Below are 18590 nucleotides of genomic sequence, written 5' to 3' on the forward strand. Positions count from 1 at the left end.
GGCGCGGGTGGCGCGCTGGGTAACTACATGGGCAAGGACGATGACGATGATCGTCGTTATGACGGTCGCCGTGGTGACCGCCGCTACTACCGTGACGGCCACCCAGGTCGCGGCCATGCCTACGGGCATCGCAAAAAACATCATCGCCACTACCGCGACTAACGGCTGACTGATATCCGCCGTTGAAGATCGCAGCCTCCGGCAGCTCCCAGAGCTGACAGGAGGCTGCGATTTTTTGTTTCAGACCACCAACTGTTCCAAAGCCCCACGCAGCCGATCCGGAATCGCCACTGGCCGATTCGACGCCCGGTCCACGAATACGTGAACAAAACGCCCCGCCGCGCAAGCCTCCTCCTCGCCCGCCTTGAACACCGCCAGCTCGTATTGCACCGAACTGCTGCCCAGCTTGCCGACCCGCAGGCCAATTTCAATCCGGTCTGGAAAGGCAATCGAGGCGAAGTAGTCGCAGGCCGAGCTCACCACGAACCCCACCACCTCTCCGTCATGGACATCCAGGCCACCCACTTCGATCAGGTAGGTATTCACGGCGGTGTCGAAAAAACTGTAGTAGGTGACGTTATTGACATGACCGTACACATCGTTGTCGTGCCAGCGTGTGGTGATGGGTTGCAAGTGTGGGTATTCGTTGCGTTGGGGCATCAAGTGCTCTTCATGGTTGTTCAATGGTTCACGGGATGGCGACCTATCGGTTCGCGAACCCCTTGCCCTGTGCTGCCAGCTCGCCGATCAGGCGCGCGGGCTTCCACTGGTCGCCCTGCTTCGTTTCGAGCTCCAGCAGGCGTGTGTGGATATTCTCCAGCCCCTGCCCGTCGGCCCAGGCCATCGGCCCGCCCTTGTCCACTGGGAAGCCGTAACCGTTCAGGTAGACCAGGTCGATATCGTGGGCCGACTCGGCAATGCCTTCCTGCAGGATCTTTGCCCCCTCGTTGACCAGCGCCAGCAAGCACCGCTCGAGGATTTCCTCCGGGCCGATCTCGCGACGCTGGAAACCCAGCGCCTCACTGACCCGCAGCACCAGCGCATCGACCTCGACATCATGCTCGGCCTGTCGACTGCCCGGCTCGTAGTGATAGTACCCATTGCCGCTTTTCTGGCCGAACCGCCCCAGCTCGCACAAACGGTTGTCCACTTGCACCTCGGGCGCGTCCTGGCCCTTGCCCGCCAGCTCACGGGCGCGCCATTCCAGGTCGATGCCGACGACGTCGTACATGCGAAACGGCCCCATGGCGAAGCCGAAGCCTTGCAACGCCGCATCCACCTGAAGGGGGAATGCCCCCTCCAGCAGCATCTTGCGCGCTTCCAGCACATAAGGATGAAGCATTCGGTTGCCAATGAATCCATGGCAATTGCCCGATACAACGCTGACCTTGCCCATGCGCTTGCCCAGCACCAACGCCGCGTCCAGCACCGTTTTGGAGGTTTGTGCTCCGCGAACGATTTCCAGCAGCTTCATGATGTGCGCCGGGCTGAAGAAATGCAGGCCCAGGACCTGGGTTGGCCGGCGGGTGACAGCGGCGATGGAATCGATGTCCAGCGCCGAGGTGTTGCTCGCCAGGATGGCTTCGGGCTTGAGCAGGCCGTCCAGCTCACGAAAGATTTTCTGTTTGAGCTCAAGGTTTTCGTAAACCGCTTCGATCACCAGGTCCACATTGCGGATTGCCGCGTAATCCTCCGCCCGTGTCACCCGGGCGATCCGCGCATCGGCCTCACCCTGGTCGATACGGCCCTGGCGCACGCCATGGGCATAGGTCTCGGCCACGGCGACCAGGGCCTGCTCGAGCATCTGCGGATTGTTGTCGACCCACTGCACCGCTACGCCAGCGTTGGCCAGGCACATCACGATGCCCCTGCCCATGGTGCCTGCTCCGACCACCGCGGCACGCTGAATATCGAAAGGTGTCTGGTTCATGTTGGCTCTCTTGTTGGCGATCCGAAGACAGCCTTCACCTTAGTCAGCCGCCGAATATTTTTGAAATTTATTCGTGTGATGAAGGGCATTCAGCGGATGGATGCAGCTCACAGGTGCGCTTGGGTCCACTGGCGAACTTCAGCGTATGGATACGCTTCCAGTGCGGCATATCCGTGGATCTTCCGCGCCTTCAATCGGGTGAACAGCGGCACGCTGATTGCGCACAGGAAGCGGGTGAGGCGCTCGGCAGACGGCACGCTGCCGCTATGCTGCTCGTGCTTGTGGATAAAGTCGCCGCACAGCGCCTCGAAGTTTTTATCCACAAGCGCCGGCAACGCAGGCGGCTCCGGCAGGCGAGCGACATGCCCATGGCACACCGAACAATGGCCACACTGGATTGGCGCATGGTCATCGCCGAAATATTGCGCCAGGCGGTAACCCAGGCAACGGTCGGTGGCGAACAACTCGAGCATGGCGTGGATTCGCGCGATTTCACCTTGTTCGTGTCGGGTGAAATAGGCGTGTAGCTCGGCACTCAAGACCTGCGTATCCAGGTCCGCTTGCAGCACGCTGTACACCTCGGTCATCTGTTTGCTTTCCAGCTCGATCCAGCCCTTTTCCTGGAAATAATCCAGCGCCTTGACCACACGATTACGCTCAGCGTGATATTGCTGGTACATCCCATCGAAATTTACCGTGGCCCAGGCCCGGGCGCGACTGGAGGTCTGGATGATGGCCGAGACGAAGTCCCTTCGCTCACCTTCGAAGTGCGCCAGCAGCTCGTGCGGCTCGCTCAGGTACTTGAAGCGATACTCCGCGAAATAGGCATAGCGTGGCGCGATCAGCCGGCGCAGCTCCAACTGGACCAGCAGCGTCTTGAGCGGCAGTTGCCGGATGTTGCTCTGGTCCGCCAAGGGGCCCAGCAAGAACTCCCATTGCCCATCGGGGCCGGCGGCCTTCAGGTCATCGAGCACGCAACGAATGCCTGCAAGTTCCGGCGTATCGCCATACACAAAGTTTTCCAGCACGTTGAGACTGTCGCGGTTGGCCAGCACCAGGCAATCGGACGGCTGCCCATCCCGCCCGGCCCGGCCGATTTCCTGGCTGTAGTTCTCGATGGACTTGGGCAGATCGAAATGCACGACATTGCGGATATCGCTCTTGTCGATGCCCATGCCGAAAGCGATGGTCGCGACGATGCAATTGGATTGCCCGCCCATGAACCGCCGCTGGATATCTTCGCGTTGTTCATGGGGCAAACCGGCGTGATAGGCCTCGGCCACGATACCGTGCTGGCCCAGGTGTTCGGCGATCTGCTCGGCGGTTCGCTGCAAGGTGACGTAGACAATGCTCGGTTGCCCGGCCCGCTCGCCCAGCCATTGCACCAGCCGTGCGCGCTTGTCGGCACCCAGTACAGGCTCGACCAGCAGATTGAGGTTCGACCGGTAGAAACCGGTCGTCACCACATCGGCGGCGGCGATGGCGAATTTCGCCTGCATGTCCGCGATGACCTTGGGTGTGGCGGTGGCCGTCAGCAGCAACACCTGGGGAATATTGAACTCACGCTGGTAATCGGGAAGCTTGAGGTAGTCAGGTCGGAAGTTATGCCCCCATTCGGAAATACAGTGGGCCTCGTCCACCACCAGCAACGAGATCGGCACCTGCTGCAGGAAATTGCGAAAGCGCTCGTTCTTCAGGCGCTCCACGGAGATCATCAGGATCTTCAACTCGCCCGACCGGGCCCGCGCCATGGCATCGTTGGTTTCGTCACGACCCTGGGCCGAATCGATACTCGCCGCCGCGATGCCGTGGCGCTTGAGGAACGCCAACTGGTCCTGCATCAGCGCCAGCAACGGTGAGACCACCAGGGTCAGGTGCGGCAAGAGCAGGGCCGACAATTGATAACACAGGGACTTGCCCGAGCCGGTGGGGAAAATGGCCGCCGCCGACCGACCGGCCAGCACGGCGCCGATGGCCGCCTCCTGACCGGGACGAAACTGTGGATAACCGAAAACCTGTTCCAGGGTGCTGTGCATGCGCGGTCGCTCCTTTGACTGCTGCGATGCCCAAAGCCTAGCGGGACAATGCAGCGAGTCGAGAAAAGGTCGGGGTCGAATCGATACGGGATGATACAGCCTGAATGGCCGTGACGCTGATCGACTCGGGAGTCAACGCAAGCGCGAAGACGTTTGATAGCTGACAGTTTGAGCTTGGTGTTCAGTCATAAGACGTTAAATAAAGATCCAGTCCTTGAGGAAGAACCAACGATGCCAACCGTTCGATTTCAAGTACTTGCTTTGTTGAAAGCCTGAAGTCCGCACCAATATGATCATTACTACCTGCCCATTGCATCACGGGCTTCAAGTCCTCCACCGACAAGCTGATGCTCTGCTCAAATACCAGCTCATCCTTACCAGGATAAAAACCCAACACCCCAAAACTCATGGCTCTACCTTCCTTGTCTTATCCGCTTTTTTGGTCTGTTCGCCCGTGATGTGATTGAACTCACCCAAATGGTTTCCACGCGGGTTGTACTTTTCAAGGGCACCATGCTGCCGGTCCCATTCATAAATATTGCCTTTCCGGTCGTGCCAACGTGGACGTAATCCTCCACCTCCTTGTACGGGAGTTTTTGACCGACCGCGAACAAGATCAGGAAAAGCAGGAATTGCACCTTTCGGGGTCGGGTGATATTTGTGATCAGAAATGCTGAGCACGATATACAACGGCGAAACCCCAGAATCTGCCGGAAACACAAGAATGAAATCCTTGTACTCCGGCGGATAGATCGGGTTGACGATGATGCTGTCCGCCGCAGGCGTCGGCGGAAAAATCCAGATGTGCGGAGCCTGTGGCGCGGCCTCCAGCGCCGGGATGCCCAGCGTCGCGGAAGGATCGACTGCCGGCGTCCAGATCAACTCGACCCCTTCGCCAAAGTCCGCCACTTGCTGCTCGCCGCGAGCCTGGAACGTCACCACAGGAATCATTTCCCAGCCACGTCGCGCCTGGGTGTTGTAGCCGTATCCCTTGAGCGTGCCATCGGCCTGGATTTCGACATGCAACCGCACCCGCGTACGTGCCTGCTCCAGGGAGCGCAGTTGCTCTTCTGTGTACAACGAACCGTCACCCAGGTTCGAGGGCATCAGCAACCCCACCAGACCGATCAGTACACCCGCCGCCACAGGAGCGCTGATCGCACCAGCAGCCCCGGCAGCAGCACCAAGGGAGACCGGCATCGTCCGACCCAAGGCAAACGTACCGAAGCTTGCCGGTAACGACCCACTGATACTCTTAAGCTGAATGCGCCCTGACTCGTCAGCTTGACGGCCACCCAACAAGGTAAATTGGCCGTACTCCCTCAGGGCTTCAGTCGGGATGTACCCGGTCGGGTTGTGGTAGTCGATGACTGAATCAGGCAGCTTGCAGGACTTGGCAAATACGCAACCCTTCACGTCGGAAGGTAATGCTTCGCGGACCTGGGCCAGACGCTCGCTCATGTACGCCGCCTGCCTGGCGAGCATGGCCTCATAGGCGTGTTGATCGGCATCTCTTTTTGCCAGTTCGCTGGGGGTCATGTCCCGCAGGATCCTGTAGCCCCGATCGCCACCGTAATGCTCCCAGACCTGCGGAACACTGGTCTTTCCTTTCGTCATGCTTCATCCCTGCTCGGTCGCCGTTACCCCCATTGAAAGGGCGTGGCGAACCTTACCGAGCGGCCAGGGAAATACTCAGCAGACGGTTCCGAGACTACTGTGAGACCTTTCTTCTTTTTCCAATGGCCTGCGATTCCCCCTAAACTTTCCCTCCAGACGGACGCACGCCAACATCCCGGAACCCCCGCCATGCACCTCGCCCCAGACTTCCCCGACGATCACACCATGCGCCAGCTCATGGAGCTGCTCCACGAAGAAATCGGCCTGCCTGAACGCAAGACGATTCGCCTGGACACCGCGATCAATCTCGACCTGGGTTGCGATGGCGCGGACGCCCGGCATCTGATGGAGGCACTGGAGGAGCGCTTCGCCATCGAGCTCATCGATTACGACGCCTACCGCTATTTTCAGCCTGAAGGATTTGATGTGTTTCAAAAGCGCAGAGCCAAGGGCCGTGGGAACAAGACGCCACTGACCATCGGCATGCTCTACAAGGCAATCAAGGCGCAACGATGGGATACGCGGGAAGTGGAAGGGGGCTAGTCAACCTGCACGGCTTAAGTGGCATTATTCTGGCTGTATTCCTCTATTTGAGGTGGAATAATGGCAGTTACTTGAGGTCGACGTTCATAAGCCTCGCAGGAATCGCAGCCTTTTCATTTTCCCCAAGCCAGCGCAGCGAGCCTCCAAGCTAAGTGCTAATATTCTGGTAGTTAATGCTTAAAAATAAAGGAATATTGGCATATGGCCAAGAAAACAGCGCCTCTCTTGCCCGCCGCATCCAAACTGCTGTCCGCATTCGGCGAGCGGCTGAAGCTTGCCCGGCTACGCCGCAAGCTGACCGCCAAGCAAGTCGCAGAGAGAGCGGGCATGTCCCTGACAACTCTGCGCTCTCTTGAGTCAGGTGGGGCAGGGGTCACCATTGGCGCTTATCTGTCAGTCATGCAGGTGTTGGGTCTGGAAAGAGATTTGAACAAACTTGCAGCAACCGATGAAATCGGAAGGCAACTGCAAGATGCTCAATTGCTTCCGTCAGCAAGCACAATGACCGGCAAAGGTTCGCGAGTCCGCAGAGCAACTTCCTTGGAAAGCCCTCCCCCAGCCCAAGACAAGAATACGGACGTGGTTGAGGGCAACAGGCAAATTTCTGATGCCTCTACTGACTTTCCTTTCAATACCCACTCTCTTTCCAATTTGTTGACCCAGAAAAAACAACCCAAACCTTCGACGGGTGAACAATGACATTGATTGCTGTGTATGCCGACTGGGAGTCGCTGGGTGGTCCGAGACGCCTTGGCTTCCTGCATGCGCGGAAGGCTCGCTCCACCAATGTGTTCGAGTTTGAGTACGACGCTGCCGCGCTGTCCGATCCGCAGTTGAGTTCCACATCTCTGGACCCCCGCATCAGACCCTTTGAGGGTCGTCAATTTCCTGGCCAGCACCAGACTCGCTTTGGCGTGTTCGCCGATTCGAGCCCTGACCGTTGGGGACAACTGCTGATGAAGCGGCGACTGGAGCGAGACATTCGGGACGGATTGCTTCCCAAGGACAGCAAGCTGTACGAGTCCGACTACCTTTTAGGGGTGCATGATCACTATCGAGTCGGGGCGCTCCGATACAAACTTAATGACGAAGGCAACTTCCTCGATGACCGCGACGGTGTCGCAGCCCCCCCTTTTGTCGAACTACGCGCCTTGGAGCAAGCAAGCCGAGCACTGGAAAACGATCCAGACAACACAGCCCTCAATGGCCGCGAATGGCTGAGAATGCTGATCGCCCCTGGAGGATCACTCGGTGGAGCCAGGCCCAAGGCCAGCGTCGCAGATGAGCACGGACACCTATGGATCGCCAAGTTTCCAAGCACTCGCGATGACTATGACGTCGGCGGTTGGGAGATGGTGGTGAACGCGCTGGCCAATCATTGTGGTCTACGGGTTGCTACCGGCACTGCTCGACGCTACGGAAGTGATCATCACTGTTTCATGGTCAAGCGATTCGACCGTACAGAACGAGGTGGCCGACTGCACTTTTCCTCAGCCATGACCATGACCGACAGGATGGACGGTGATGATGCCTCGACAGGCGCCAGTTATCTGGAGCTGGCGGAGGTCTTGATGAAACATGGCTCACAGCCGAAGGCGGATCTGCGTGAGCTATGGTCTAGGATTGTGTTCAACATTCTGGTCTCCAACACCGACGACCATCTGCGCAATCACGGTTTTATCCTCGATCCAGGCCGAGGATGGCGCTTGTCTCCTGCCTACGACATGAACCCGGTACCACACGCCGATGGACTGAAACTCAACATCACCGATGCGGACAATGCCCTGGATCTTGAGCTCGCCCTTGAGGTGGCTGAGTACTTTCGGGTCAGTCAGATCGATGCCCAGGAGATCATTGCGCAATTCCAAGAGGTGATCAGCCAATGGCCCGTACTAGCTGGAGCTTTGGGGCTATCGAGGCGAGATCAGGACAATATGGCGTCCGCATTCCAGCTTTCACACAAATAGCCGCCCATAAAAAACCGCCCATGAAGGGCGGTTTTTTCATTCGCTAACCAAGCCTTACAGCTGTGGACCGGCAGCCTTGATCGCGTCGCTCACGTCGAACTTCTTGAAGTTCTCGGTGAACAGACCGGCCAATGCCTTGGCCGCTTCGTCGTAGGCAGCTTTGTCGGCCCAGGTGTTGCGTGGGTTCAACAGGACAGTCTCGACGCCTGGAACAGCCAGTGGCACGTCCAGGTTGATGATGTCCAGGTGTTCGGTTTCAGCACCGATCAGCGCGCCGCTCTGGATCGCCGCGATCACCGCACGGGTGGTCGGGATGTTGAAGCGCTTGCCAACGCCGTAGCCGCCGCCGGTCCAGCCGGTGTTGACCAGGTAGACCTTGGAGCCGAAACCACGGATGCGCTTGATCAGCAGCTCAGCGTACTCACCGGCTGGACGCGGGAAGAACGGGGCGCCGAAGCAGGTGGAGAAGGTCGACTTGATGCCGCTGCCCGAACCCATTTCGGTCGAACCCACCAGCGCGGTGTAGCCGGACAGGAAGTGGTAGGCAGCTTGTTCTTCGCTGAGGATCGACACAGGCGGCAGTACACCGGTCAGGTCGCAGGTCAGGAAGATCACGGCGTTTGGCTCGCCACCGAGGTTTTTCGGTGCGCGTTTTTCGATCAGCTCACGCGGGTAGGCGGCGCGGCTGTTCTGGGTCAGGCTGTCGTCGGCGTAGTCGGCTTTCTTGGTGACCGGGTCCAGGACGACGTTTTCCAGTACGGCGCCGTGCTGGATGGCTTTCCAGATAACCGGCTCGTTCTTCTCGGACAGGTCGATGCACTTGGCATAGCAGCCGCCTTCGATGTTGAAGACCACGCCCACGCCCCAGCCGTGCTCGTCGTCACCGATCAGGTAACGGCTTTCGTCGGCGGACAGGGTGGTCTTGCCGGTACCCGACAGGCCGAAGAACAGGGTCACATCGCCTTCTTCGCCCATGTTCGCGGCGCAGTGCATCGGCAGCACGTCAACGGCCGGCAGCAGGAAGTTCTGTACGGAGAACAGGGCTTTCTTCATTTCACCGGCGTAGCGCATGCCGGCGATCAGCACTTTCTTGGCCGCGAAGTTGATGATCACGGTACCGTCGGAGTTGGTGCCGTCACGCTCAGGCTCGCAAACGAAGTTCGGCGCGTTGAGGATCTGCCACTCGTCCTTGCCACCGGCGTTGTACTGCTCGGGGTTGATGAACAGGCAACGGCCAAACAGGTTGTGCCACGCGGTCTCGGTGGTCATCTTGACTGGCAGGTAGTGCGCAGGGTCGGAGCCTACATGCACGTGGGATACAAAACGCTCGCGCTCGCCCAGGTAGGCTTCGACGCGGCTCCACAGGGCATCGAACTTGTCGGCCGGGAACTTGCGGTTGATCGGGCCCCAGGCGATGGCGTCCTGGGTGGTTGGCTCTTCCACGATGAAACGGTCGACTGGCGAGCGACCGGTACGATGACCGGTACGAACAACCAGCGCGCCAGTATCGGCAAGCTCGCCTTCACCGCGATTCAGGGCTTCTTTGACCAGATCATCGACACTCAGATCGGTGTACACGGCGTTATTGGCTTGCGTCATGAGATTCCCCGTCGGCCCGTGGCCGAGTGCTCCAAACGTTTTGTAGTAGGAAGTCGCGCACTACTACCCGAAAAAAGTGGGCCGGATTATGCCAGAAAACCCCAAAAAGAGTAGGGCCCTCCCGTCAGTACGGCGTAAATCCGGCACTTGCCAGGAGATTTACCTGCGCTGAAACGTTTTAGTGACGAGTATCTGACGGTGTGTCGACACCCGCACCCGCGAACAATTGAGCGATGTCCGCCGCGTCGAACAGGTAGCGCTCGTTGCAAAACTGGCAATCGACCTCGATGGCACCGCCATGCTCGATCACCAGTTGCTGCGCATCTTCCAGACCCAGACTGACCAGCGCATTGGCGGAACGTTCACGAGAGCAACTGCATTGGAAGCGCAACGGCTGTCCGTCGAACAAGCGTACCTGCTCCTCGTGATAGAGGCGATGCAACACGGTTTCGTTGTCCAGGCTCAACAGCTCATCGGCGCTCAGGGTGCTGGCCAGAGCGGTGACGTGCTGCCAACTGGCGTCGCGTTCTTCCGGGTCACGCAGGCGGTCGGCAGGCAGTTGCTGCAGCAGTAAACCGCGAGCGCGCCGCCCGTCGGCGTAGAGCCAGAAGCGGGTATTGGTCTGCTGGGACATGACGAAGTAGTTGGTGAAGCAATCGGCCAGGGTTGCCCCGTCCAGATCGACAATTCCCTGGTAACGCTGGCCTTGGGTCGGATCGACCGTGAGGGCCAGCACGCCATTGGGCATCATGTCGGCCAGCGTTGCGTCAGGCCCGATCTGCTCGGCGTCATAACGGGCCAGGCCACGGATTTCGCGCTCACTGGAGCACTCGATCATCAGCAACGGCACCGGACCATCGGAACGCGCCTGGAGAATCAGCAGGCCATCGAACTTCAAGGTGCCCACCAACAACGCCGCAGCCGCCATCAGCTCGCCGAGCATTTGTGCGACCGGCTCCGGGTAGGGGTGCTTGGCGAGGACTTCGGCGTAGCTACGCTCCAACGCCACCAGCTCGCCACGGGCGTCGCTGTCATCGAAGATGAAACGTTGGGTGTAGTCGGTATCCGGTAAATCAGTCATAGGGTCTGGTATCTGAGGTGATGACAAATGATGGCAGGCATTTTATGGGCATTCAGGGTGGGTTCCAAGCAAGGCTTGGGTTTGCCTGACGGGAAGGTACTGACACCTCACCTGAATATGCAGGACTGAGGCATTGTGGCGAGGGAGCTTGCTCCCGCTGGGCTGCGCAGCGGCCCCAAAATCTTACGGTCGCTGCGCAACCGAGCGGGAGCAAGCTCCCTCGCCACGGGTGAAATGACCGGCGCTTTATTCGCTATTGCTGCCACGAAACTTGAACAGGTCCCGGCGCTGCTTCTTGCTCGGCTTGCCGTCGGTGCTGACCCCCAGGGCGCCGGCCTTGCGTTGCGCGGCGGCGGTTTCACGCTTGGCGATACTGGCTTCGGTTTCGCGATACAGCGCCTGCGCTTCAGGCGCGCCGCGACGCACGATCGACAGGGCCTCGACCACCACGGTCTTTTCATCGAAGCCGGTGCGGATGACAAATTCATCGCCAACGCGTGGCTCTTTGCCCGGCTTGCAACGCTCTCCCCGGTGATGAACCTTGCCGCTTTCGATGGCGGTCTTGGCCAGGGCCCGCGTCTTGTAGAATCGCGCCGCCCACAACCATTTATCGAGACGGACCTTGTCGTCCTCTTCCTTTTTTTGTGCCACTGCGTTTCCTCTTTTCTGCCAATAGCCAGAACTGTACTACCGTTTTTGTCGAGCGCACGAATCCGGCTCGACGGATAGAATGCCCGCCGAACCACCGTCACACACATGGCTTGGGTCGCAATCGGTTACAAGCACAAACAAGTGCGTAGATAACTGTCGCCATTTTGTGATTATTCTGCGTGAATACCGCGATTCGCGGAGTCCACGATCCGATGTACTGATCGCAGGTTTTTTTATTGAAGACTTTTGACCATTTGACCGTTGTCGGTCTGCGCGAGTGGGTGGCGCTCCCGGATCTGGGAGTCGTGGGCCTGCGGGCAAAAATCGACACCGGCGCCAGCACCTCCAGCCTGCATGCCACCGACATCGAGCCGTTCGAGCGCGATGGCGAAAAGTGGGTGCGCTTCACGGCGCACCTCGGCACGGTGGTGCAGTTGCGCCATCGCCGCTGCGAAGCGCCACTGGTGGCCCGCAAGACCATAAAGAGTTCCAACGGCCACGCTCAGGTCCGCTACGTGATCAGCACAACGCTGGCGCTGGGTGACCGGGTCTGGCGGGTCGAGTTCACCCTTGCCTGCCGCAAATCCATGCGATATCGCCTGTTACTGGGTTCCAAAGCCTTGATCGACGGCCAGCTGGTGGTCAATCCGGGTACCAAATACGTTCAAGACAAGCCGGCATTCCCGGTGTCCACTACCTCTGCCACAGGTGTTGCATGAAGATCGCTGTGCTGTCGCGTAATCCGCGTCTGTATTCCACTCGTCGCCTGGTTGAAGCCGGGACCGAACGAGGCCATGAAATGGTGGTGATCGATACCCTGCGCGCCTACATGAACATCGCCAGCCACAAGCCGCAGATCCATTACCGTGGCAAGCCGCTGGAAGGGTTCGATGCGGTGATCCCGCGCATCGGCGCATCGGTGACGTTCTATGGCTGCGCCGTGTTGCGTCAGTTCGAAATGATGGGGGTGTTTCCCCTCAACGAGTCGGTGGCCATCGCCCGCTCCCGGGATAAGCTGCGCTCGCTGCAGTTGCTGTCACGGCGCGGGATCGGCCTGCCCGTCACCGGTTTTGCCCATTCCCCCGATGACATTCCCGACCTGATTGCGATGGTCAACGGCGCACCGCTGGTGATCAAGGTGCTGGAAGGTACCCAGGGCATCGGCGTGGTCTTGTGTGAAACCGCAACGGCGGCGGAATCGGTGATCGAGGCGTTCATGGGCCTGAAGCAGAACATCATGGTCCAGGAGTACATCAAGGAAGCCGGTGGCGCGGACATTCGCTGCTTCGTCGTCGGCGACAAGGTGATCGCCTCGATGAAACGCCAGGCCAAGCCCGGAGAGTTCCGCTCCAACCTGCATCGCGGCGGCAGTGCCAGCCTGATCAAGATCACCCCGGAAGAACGCATGACCGCCCTGCGGGCCGCGAAAGTCATGGGCCTGGCCGTGGCGGGCGTGGACATCCTGCGTTCCAACCACGGACCGCTGGTGATGGAGGTCAACTCCTCGCCAGGCCTGGAAGGGATCGAGACCACCACGAGCAAGAACGTGGCCGGGATCATCATCGAGCATCTGGAAAAGAATGGCGGGCCGAACATGACCCGGACCAAGGGCAAGGGTTAACGCACCAGTACAAAACCTGTGGGAGCGGGCCTTTGTGGGAGCCGAGCTTGCTCGCGATGAAGGCGCCTCGGTCTACTGGAAGACCCTGTTATCGTTCATCGCGAGCAAGCTCGGCTCCCACAGGGCTCGCTCCCACAGGTTCTCTGTCTTACTTGAGAAAAGCCGCTACACCGCATCCCGAGGCAGCATCAAGCCCAACGGCAACCGCACCCGAGCTTCCAACCCACCACCGACGCGGTTACGCAGCTCGACATTGCCGCCGTGCATCGAGGCGATGCGCTTGACGATGGCCAGGCCCAGCCCCGTGCCCTTCCCGCCCCGGGCGCGATCACCGCGAGTGAAGGGGTTGAAAATGGCTTCCAGCTCAGAGGGATCGATGCCGGCGCCACGGTCCATGACGCTCAGCACCACATAAGGCGCGCTGGTGTCACCGGAGACATAGGCCGCGACTTCGACACCGGTGCCTGCGTGGTTCAGCGCATTGCCGATCAGGTTGTTCAGCAAGCGCTTCATCGACACGCGGCGCAACGGGAACGGCTGGATCGGCTCCAGGCGCAGGTGCAATTTCTCATCGTTCTGGTTATAGGGCGCGGCCACCTCCCGCACCAATTCACTGAGGTCCACCTCTTCCACCGACTCGTCACGACCGTCGCGAATGAACGCCAGGAACTGGTCGAGAATCGCGTCCATGTCCTCGATGTCGCGGACCATCTCGTCGGTCAGGTCGGTGTGCTCGCCCATCAACTCCAGCGACAACCGTAGCCGGGTCAGCGGCGTGCGCAGGTCATGGGAGACGCCAGCGAGCATCAACTCACGCTCACGCCCGGCCTGTTCGACATCCTCGGCCATCTGGTTGAAGGCACGGTAGACCTCGGTCATTTCGCTGGGCGTATCGCTGATGGGCAGCCGCACGCTGCGCCCCTGGCCCAGTTGGCGGGCGGCGTAGACCAGGCGTTTCAATGGTTGGTTGAGCTGGCTGACGAAGATCCACGCCGACGCCGTCGACAGCAGGCCGATGGCCAGGAACCAGCCGAGCACGTTCCAGATTTTCTGGCCGCGCAGCGGATGCGGGTACAACGGCACTTTCAGCCAGCCATCCCCCAGGCTCGGGGCCCGCACCCACAGCGCCGGCGGCGAGTGCATGCGCAATCGCACCTCGGTATCGGCGCCCAGTTCGGCCTGCATCTGGCGTTGATAGATCTCGCTGTAGGGCCAGTGTTGCTCGCCCTCCGGCACGCCGGCACCGACAACGCGGATCAGCGTCGCCGCCTCGGCAATTTTCGCTCGGTTGGTTTCGTCCGCCGCCCAATAGGCCCGCAGGGTCAAGGCAACACCGTGGCTGTACTGCCGGTCCACGAGAACGTCTTCGTTCATCAGCAGGTACACCAGCGTCAGTGCCTTGGAGAAGAGCACGACGATCAGCACCAGCCAGAGGGTGCGGGAGAAGAAACTCTGGGGGAACCAAACGGGGGTTTTCATGAATAACCGCTACACACTTGCAGGAGCGAGCGATGCTCGCACAATGACAGACCGCGAGTCGCCTGGAAGAAGACATTTCAACCGGCCAGGCCACCCGCTCCTACAAATCGCCGATCACTTGCTGGCGGCGCCATCCGGTACGAATACATAACCCACGCCCCAGACGGTCTGGATGTACCGCGGCTTGGAAGGATCGGGTTCGATCATCCGGCGCAGGCGGGAAATCTGCACGTCGATGGAGCGCTCCAGCGCATCCCATTCACGACCACGGGCCAGGTTCATCAACTTGTCGCGGGTCAGCGGCTGGCGGGCGTTCATCACCAGCGCCTTGAGCACCGCGAACTCGCCGGTGGTGAGCATATGGACCTCATCACCGCGCTTGAGCTCGCGAGTGGCCAGGGACAGCTCATAGTCGCCGAAGGTCACGCTCTCATCTTCGCTGCCTGGCGCGCCAGGTACCGGCGCCGACTGGCGACGCAGCACCGCCTTGACGCGGGCCATCAGCTCGTCAGGGTTGAACGGCTTGGCCAGGTAATCGTCGGCGCCCAGTTCCAGGCCCTTGATACGGCTCAGCTCGTCGCCCTTGGCGGTGAGCATGATGATCGGGATCTGGTTGTTGGCACCGCGCAGGCGGCGGCAGGCTGTCAGGCCGTCTTCACCGGGCAGCATCAGGTCGAGCACCACCAGGTTGAAAACTTCACGGGCCAGCAGTCGGTCCATTTGCTCGGTGTTCGGTACGGTGCGGGCGCGGTAGCCCTTGCTGACGAAAAAGCGTTCCAGCAAGCTGCTCAGCCCCGGATCGTCGTCAACAATAAGAATTTTTTCGCCTTCAGCAGTTTGTGCAGTGCTGCTCATAGGAAGCTCCTTTGATCTCGGCGCGCATTATGGCCTAGCTGCCGTTATACGCACGGTGTGCATTGTTAGCAGATTTTTCCTCTATCTCCACAAATCCGGGCATCAAGCCTACAGACCATGTCCCCCCCTCAGGACGGAACGCTGGTTATAATGCGCGGCCTTTTGTGCCAGGGAATGCCGGATCGTGACCCGGCGTGCCATTTTTTCCCCTTGGCCAGGCAGCACTTTTTGAATTTCGCGGGTCAACAGGCAGCCTTTTGACCCAGGCAGCGGCGCATGCCAGGCCGCTCAACCAGTCTCGCCGAGCCCGGCTTCTGCGGTGGCGAGCCTGATTTCACAATTTGTCAGGTGGTTTTATGGACAGCATCAACAGCCGCATCGCCGAGGAACTCGGCGTACGCCCACAACAGGTCGAAGCGGCCGTCGCGCTACTCGATGAAGGTTCCACGGTGCCTTTCATCGCCCGTTACCGGAAAGAAGTGACCGGCAGCCTCGATGACATCCAATTGCGGCATCTGGAAGAGCGCCTGCGCTACCTGCGAGAACTCGACGAACGGCGCATCAGCATCCTGGCCAGCATCCAGGAGCAGGGCAAGCTGACCCCGCAACTTGAGCGCGACATCAAGCTGGCCGACACCAAGACCCGCCTCGAAGACTTGTACCTGCCCTACAAGCAAAAGCGCCGCACCAAGGGCCAGATCGCCCTGGAAGCCGGCCTCGGCGAGCTGGCCGACGGCCTGTTCAACGACCCGACCCTGGCCCCGGAAGCCGAAGCCGCGCGCTTCGTCGATGCCGACAAAGGTGTGGCGGACGTGAAAGCGGCGCTGGAAGGCGCCAAGTACATCCTCATGGAGCGCTTCGCCGAAGACGCCAACCTGCTGGAAAAACTGCGCAGCTACCTCAAGCAGGAAGCCACCCTCAGCGCCCGGGTGATCGCCGGCAAGGAAGAGGAAGGCGCGAAGTTTCGCGACTACTTCGAACACGACGAACCGCTCAAGAGCATGCCGTCCCACCGTGCCCTGGCGATTTTCCGTGGTCGCAACGAAGGCATTCTCAGCTCCGCACTGAAAGTCGGTGAAGAATTGCCCGGCACCATGCACCCGTGCGAAGGCATGATCGGCCAGCAGTTCGGCATCCAGAACCAGAATCGCGCCGCCGACAAATGGCTGGCCGAGGTGGTGCGCTGGACCTGGAAGGTCAAGCTCTACACCCACCTGGAAACCGACCTGCTGGGCGAGTTGCGCGATAACGCCGAGACCGAGGCGATCAACGTGTTCGCCCACAACCTGCACGACCTGCTGCTGGCCGCACCGGCCGGCCCACGCGCCACCCTGGGCCTGGACCCTGGCCTGCGCACCGGTTGCAAGGTGGCGGTGGTGGATTCCACCGGCAAACTGCTGGACCACGCCACGGTCTACCCGCACGTGCCGCACAACAAGTGGGACCAGACCCTCGCCGTGCTCGCCGCCCTGTGCGCCAAGCATTCGGTGGACCTGATCGCCATCGGCAACGGCACCGCCAGCCGCGAGACCGATAAGCTGGCCGCCGAGCTGATCAAGAAATACCCAGCCATGAAGATGACCAAGGTCATGGTCTCCGAGGCCGGCGCTTCGGTTTACTCGGCATCGGAACTGGCCTCCAAGGAATTCCCGGACCTGGACGTGTCGATCCGTGGCGCGGTGTCCATCGCCCGTCGCCTGCAGGACCCGCTGGCGGAACTGGTGAAGATCGACCCGAAATCCATCGGTGTCGGCCAGTACCAGCACGACGTTTCCCAACTGAAACTGGCCCGCGGCCTGGACGCGGTGGTGGAGGATTGCGTGAACGCCGTGGGCGTGGACGTGAACACCGCTTCGGTGGCGCTGTTGGCGCGTATCTCCGGTCTGAACGCCACGCTGGCGCAGAACATCGTCACCCACCGTGACGAACATGGCGCGTTCAAGACCCGCGCCGCGTTGAAGAAAGTCCCGCGCCTGGGTGAAAAGACCTTCGAACAGGCCGCCGGCTTCCTGCGGGTGATGAACGGCGATAACCCGCTGGACTCCTCCGCGGTCCACCCTGAAGCCTACCCGTTGGTGCAACGCATCGCCGCCCAGACCGACCGCGACATCCGTTCGCTGATCGGTGACGCCGGGTTCCTCAAGCACCTGGATCCGAAGAAATTCACCGACGAAACCTTCGGCCTGCCCACCGTCACCGACATCCTCCAGGAACTGGAGAAACCGGGCCGCGACCCACGCCCCGAGTTCAAGACCGCCGAGTTCCAGGACGGCGTCGAAGACCTCAAGGACCTGCAACCGGGCATGATCCTCGAAGGCGTGGTGACCAACGTCACCAACTTCGGTGCCTTCGTCGACATCGGCGTGCACCAGGACGGTCTGGTGCACATCTCGGCCTTGTCCGAGAAGTTCATCAAGGACCCGCGCGAAGCGGTGAAGGCCGGTGATGTGGTGAAAGTGAAGGTCATGGAAGTCGACATCCCGCGCAAACGCGTCGGCCTGTCGATGCGCATGAGCGACACGCCGGGCGAGAAAGTCGACGGTGCCCGTGGTGCACGTCCTGGCTCGACGCCTCGTCAGTCGCAGAACACCGCGCCACGCAAGGAGACCACCACCGCGGCTCCGTCCAACAACGCCATGGCTTCGTTGTTCGCCAACGCCAAGCAGTTGAAGAAACGCTGATGGACGTGCCAGCCGGGTTGGTGGAGAGCGCGTTCTTCAAGCTGCTCGGCTGCCGTTTGCACAGCCTTGGGGACGGGGTGGCGCAAGTCGCCCTGAGCCTTGAGCCGCCGTTGCGCAATCGCGGCGGCAAGCTGCACGGCGGCGCGCTGTTCAGCCTGGTGGACATCGCCATGGGACTGGCCTGCTCCAGTGTCCATGGCTTTGACCAGCAGAGCGCGACCATCGAATGCAAGATCAACTACATTCGCGCCGTGTCCGACGGCGACGTGTTGTGCACCGCCCGGGTCATCCACCCGGGCCGACGCACGCTGGTGGTCGAGGCCGAGGTGATGCAAGGCGACAAACTGGTCGCAAAAGCGCAAGGCACGTTCGCTGTCCTATAGCTCCCTGTCATCGATTTGCGGTAATTTCGATGCCATGAATGCCGCGCCGAAACCCCTTGTGGGAGCGAGCCTGCTCGCGATAGCGGTGGACCAGTCAACATAAAAGTTGACTGACAGACCGCTATCGCGAGCAGGCTCGCTCCCACA

General features: G+C 60.3%; 17 protein-coding genes. 7 read left to right on the forward strand and 10 right to left on the reverse strand.

The genetic code is table 11. The features are described 5' to 3' along the window. Positions 1 to 240 precede the first annotated feature (240 nt). The 5 genes from CFII68_RS11345 to CFII68_RS11325 all read right to left on the reverse strand — a co-directional run bounded on the left by CFII68_RS11345 (position 241) and on the right by CFII68_RS11325 (position 5583). On the reverse strand, positions 241 to 660 hold the full coding sequence (locus CFII68_RS11345) for a thioesterase family protein (protein WP_018608773.1): 420 nt from the start codon (positions 658 to 660) through the stop codon (positions 241 to 243). Between the two features lie 43 nt (positions 661 to 703). Then, positions 704 to 1930 (reverse strand): 3-hydroxyacyl-CoA dehydrogenase, encoded by a 1227-nt coding sequence (locus CFII68_RS11340; protein ID WP_018608775.1) that lies wholly within the window; start codon positions 1928 to 1930, stop codon positions 704 to 706. Between the two features lie 107 nt (positions 1931 to 2037). Beyond that, a complete protein-coding gene (locus tag CFII68_RS11335; RefSeq protein ID WP_018608777.1) occupies positions 2038 to 3966 on the reverse strand; it encodes an ATP-dependent DNA helicase RecQ in 1929 nt (642 codons plus the stop codon). A 181-nt stretch (positions 3967 to 4147) separates the two neighbouring features. Further along, on the reverse strand, positions 4148 to 4375 hold the full coding sequence (locus CFII68_RS11330; RefSeq protein WP_018608778.1) for a hypothetical protein: 228 nt from the start codon (positions 4373 to 4375) through the stop codon (positions 4148 to 4150). Next, complete coding sequence (locus tag CFII68_RS11325) at positions 4372 to 5583, reverse strand: colicin E3/pyocin S6 family cytotoxin (RefSeq protein ID WP_018608780.1); 1212 nt, start codon at positions 5581 to 5583, stop codon at positions 4372 to 4374. Before CFII68_RS11325 ends, CFII68_RS11330 begins: the two co-directional genes overlap by 4 nt. A 189-nt stretch (positions 5584 to 5772) precedes the next feature. Here CFII68_RS11325 and CFII68_RS11320 point away from each other — a divergent pair, with 189 nt between their 5' ends. The 3 genes from CFII68_RS11320 to CFII68_RS11310 all read left to right on the forward strand — a co-directional run bounded on the left by CFII68_RS11320 (position 5773) and on the right by CFII68_RS11310 (position 8093). Further along, positions 5773 to 6126, forward strand: a complete 354-nt coding sequence (locus CFII68_RS11320) for a DUF1493 family protein (RefSeq protein WP_018608782.1) — start codon at positions 5773 to 5775, stop codon at positions 6124 to 6126. Positions 6127 to 6327: 201 nt separating this feature from the next. Next, entirely contained in the window at positions 6328 to 6825 is a 498-nt protein-coding gene (locus tag CFII68_RS11315) for a helix-turn-helix domain-containing protein (protein ID WP_018608784.1), read from the forward strand. Further along, on the forward strand, positions 6822 to 8093 hold the full coding sequence (locus tag CFII68_RS11310; RefSeq protein ID WP_018608786.1) for a type II toxin-antitoxin system HipA family toxin: 1272 nt from the start codon (positions 6822 to 6824) through the stop codon (positions 8091 to 8093). Before CFII68_RS11315 ends, CFII68_RS11310 begins: the two co-directional genes overlap by 4 nt. 54 nt (positions 8094 to 8147) lie before the next feature. Here CFII68_RS11310 and CFII68_RS11305 read toward each other — a convergent pair whose 3' ends face one another. The 3 genes from CFII68_RS11305 to CFII68_RS11295 all read right to left on the reverse strand — a co-directional run bounded on the left by CFII68_RS11305 (position 8148) and on the right by CFII68_RS11295 (position 11424). Next, on the reverse strand, positions 8148 to 9692 hold the full coding sequence (locus tag CFII68_RS11305; protein WP_014336039.1) for a phosphoenolpyruvate carboxykinase: 1545 nt from the start codon (positions 9690 to 9692) through the stop codon (positions 8148 to 8150). Positions 9693 to 9870: 178 nt separating this feature from the next. After that, on the reverse strand, positions 9871 to 10773 hold the full coding sequence (gene hslO, locus CFII68_RS11300; RefSeq protein ID WP_018608788.1) for an Hsp33 family molecular chaperone HslO: 903 nt from the start codon (positions 10771 to 10773) through the stop codon (positions 9871 to 9873). A gap of 246 nt (positions 10774 to 11019) precedes the next feature. Next, entirely contained in the window at positions 11020 to 11424 is a 405-nt protein-coding gene (locus CFII68_RS11295) for an RNA-binding S4 domain-containing protein (RefSeq protein ID WP_018608790.1), read from the reverse strand. A gap of 254 nt (positions 11425 to 11678) precedes the next feature. Between CFII68_RS11295 and CFII68_RS11290 the strand changes: the two genes are divergently transcribed. Together CFII68_RS11290 and rimK are read left to right on the forward strand one after the other, a co-directional pair. Beyond that, on the forward strand, positions 11679 to 12143 hold the full coding sequence (locus CFII68_RS11290) for an ATP-dependent zinc protease (RefSeq protein ID WP_172436084.1): 465 nt from the start codon (positions 11679 to 11681) through the stop codon (positions 12141 to 12143). Beyond that, positions 12140 to 13045: a 30S ribosomal protein S6--L-glutamate ligase gene (rimK, locus tag CFII68_RS11285; protein WP_003196697.1), complete on the forward strand. Its 906-nt coding sequence runs from the start codon at positions 12140 to 12142 to the stop codon at positions 13043 to 13045. Before CFII68_RS11290 ends, rimK begins: the two co-directional genes overlap by 4 nt. Positions 13046 to 13210: 165 nt before the next feature. On the opposite strand, the gene CFII68_RS11280 is transcribed toward rimK, so the two are convergent. Beyond that, complete coding sequence (locus tag CFII68_RS11280; protein ID WP_018608795.1) at positions 13211 to 14524, reverse strand: ATP-binding protein; 1314 nt, start codon at positions 14522 to 14524, stop codon at positions 13211 to 13213. A 114-nt stretch (positions 14525 to 14638) separates the two neighbouring features. After that, positions 14639 to 15379 carry a two-component system response regulator OmpR gene (gene ompR / locus CFII68_RS11275; RefSeq protein WP_003196691.1) on the reverse strand — a complete coding sequence of 247 codons (741 nt, stop codon included), beginning with the start codon at positions 15377 to 15379 and terminating at the stop codon, positions 14639 to 14641. A gap of 356 nt (positions 15380 to 15735) precedes the next feature. Between ompR and CFII68_RS11270 the strand changes: the two genes are divergently transcribed. Continuing rightward, complete coding sequence (locus CFII68_RS11270; RefSeq protein ID WP_018608799.1) at positions 15736 to 18060, forward strand: Tex family protein; 2325 nt, start codon at positions 15736 to 15738, stop codon at positions 18058 to 18060. Beyond that, positions 18060 to 18443 (forward strand): PaaI family thioesterase, encoded by a 384-nt coding sequence (locus CFII68_RS26325; RefSeq protein WP_014336033.1) that lies wholly within the window; start codon positions 18060 to 18062, stop codon positions 18441 to 18443. The genes CFII68_RS11270 and CFII68_RS26325 overlap by 1 nt, the downstream gene beginning before the upstream one ends. Positions 18444 to 18590: the final 147 nt, after the last annotated feature.

This window comes from Pseudomonas sp. CFII68, from assembly GCF_000416195.1.
Lineage (GTDB): Bacteria > Pseudomonadota > Gammaproteobacteria > Pseudomonadales > Pseudomonadaceae > Aquipseudomonas > Aquipseudomonas kilonensis.

Coding starts and splice junctions, on each gene's coding strand:
- CFII68_RS11345 (WP_018608773.1), bottom strand. CDS start 660: ATGCCCCAACGCAACGAATACCCACACTTGCAACCCATCACCACACGC.
- CFII68_RS11340 (WP_018608775.1), bottom strand. CDS start 1,930: ATGAACCAGACACCTTTCGATATTCAGCGTGCCGCGGTGGTCGGAGCA.
- CFII68_RS11335 (WP_018608777.1), bottom strand. CDS start 3,966: ATGCACAGCACCCTGGAACAGGTTTTCGGTTATCCACAGTTTCGTCCC.
- CFII68_RS11330 (WP_018608778.1), bottom strand. CDS start 4,375: ATGAGTTTTGGGGTGTTGGGTTTTTATCCTGGTAAGGATGAGCTGGTA.
- CFII68_RS11325 (WP_018608780.1), bottom strand. CDS start 5,583: ATGACGAAAGGAAAGACCAGTGTTCCGCAGGTCTGGGAGCATTACGGT.
- CFII68_RS11320 (WP_018608782.1), top strand. CDS start 5,773: ATGCACCTCGCCCCAGACTTCCCCGACGATCACACCATGCGCCAGCTC.
- CFII68_RS11315 (WP_018608784.1), top strand. CDS start 6,328: ATGGCCAAGAAAACAGCGCCTCTCTTGCCCGCCGCATCCAAACTGCTG.
- CFII68_RS11310 (WP_018608786.1), top strand. CDS start 6,822: ATGACATTGATTGCTGTGTATGCCGACTGGGAGTCGCTGGGTGGTCCG.
- CFII68_RS11305 (WP_014336039.1), bottom strand. CDS start 9,692: ATGACGCAAGCCAATAACGCCGTGTACACCGATCTGAGTGTCGATGAT.
- hslO (WP_018608788.1), bottom strand. CDS start 10,773: ATGACTGATTTACCGGATACCGACTACACCCAACGTTTCATCTTCGAT.
- rimK (WP_003196697.1), top strand. CDS start 12,140: ATGAAGATCGCTGTGCTGTCGCGTAATCCGCGTCTGTATTCCACTCGT.
- CFII68_RS11280 (WP_018608795.1), bottom strand. CDS start 14,524: ATGAAAACCCCCGTTTGGTTCCCCCAGAGTTTCTTCTCCCGCACCCTC.
- ompR (WP_003196691.1), bottom strand. CDS start 15,379: ATGAGCAGCACTGCACAAACTGCTGAAGGCGAAAAAATTCTTATTGTT.
- CFII68_RS11270 (WP_018608799.1), top strand. CDS start 15,736: ATGGACAGCATCAACAGCCGCATCGCCGAGGAACTCGGCGTACGCCCA.
- CFII68_RS26325 (WP_014336033.1), top strand. CDS start 18,060: ATGGACGTGCCAGCCGGGTTGGTGGAGAGCGCGTTCTTCAAGCTGCTC.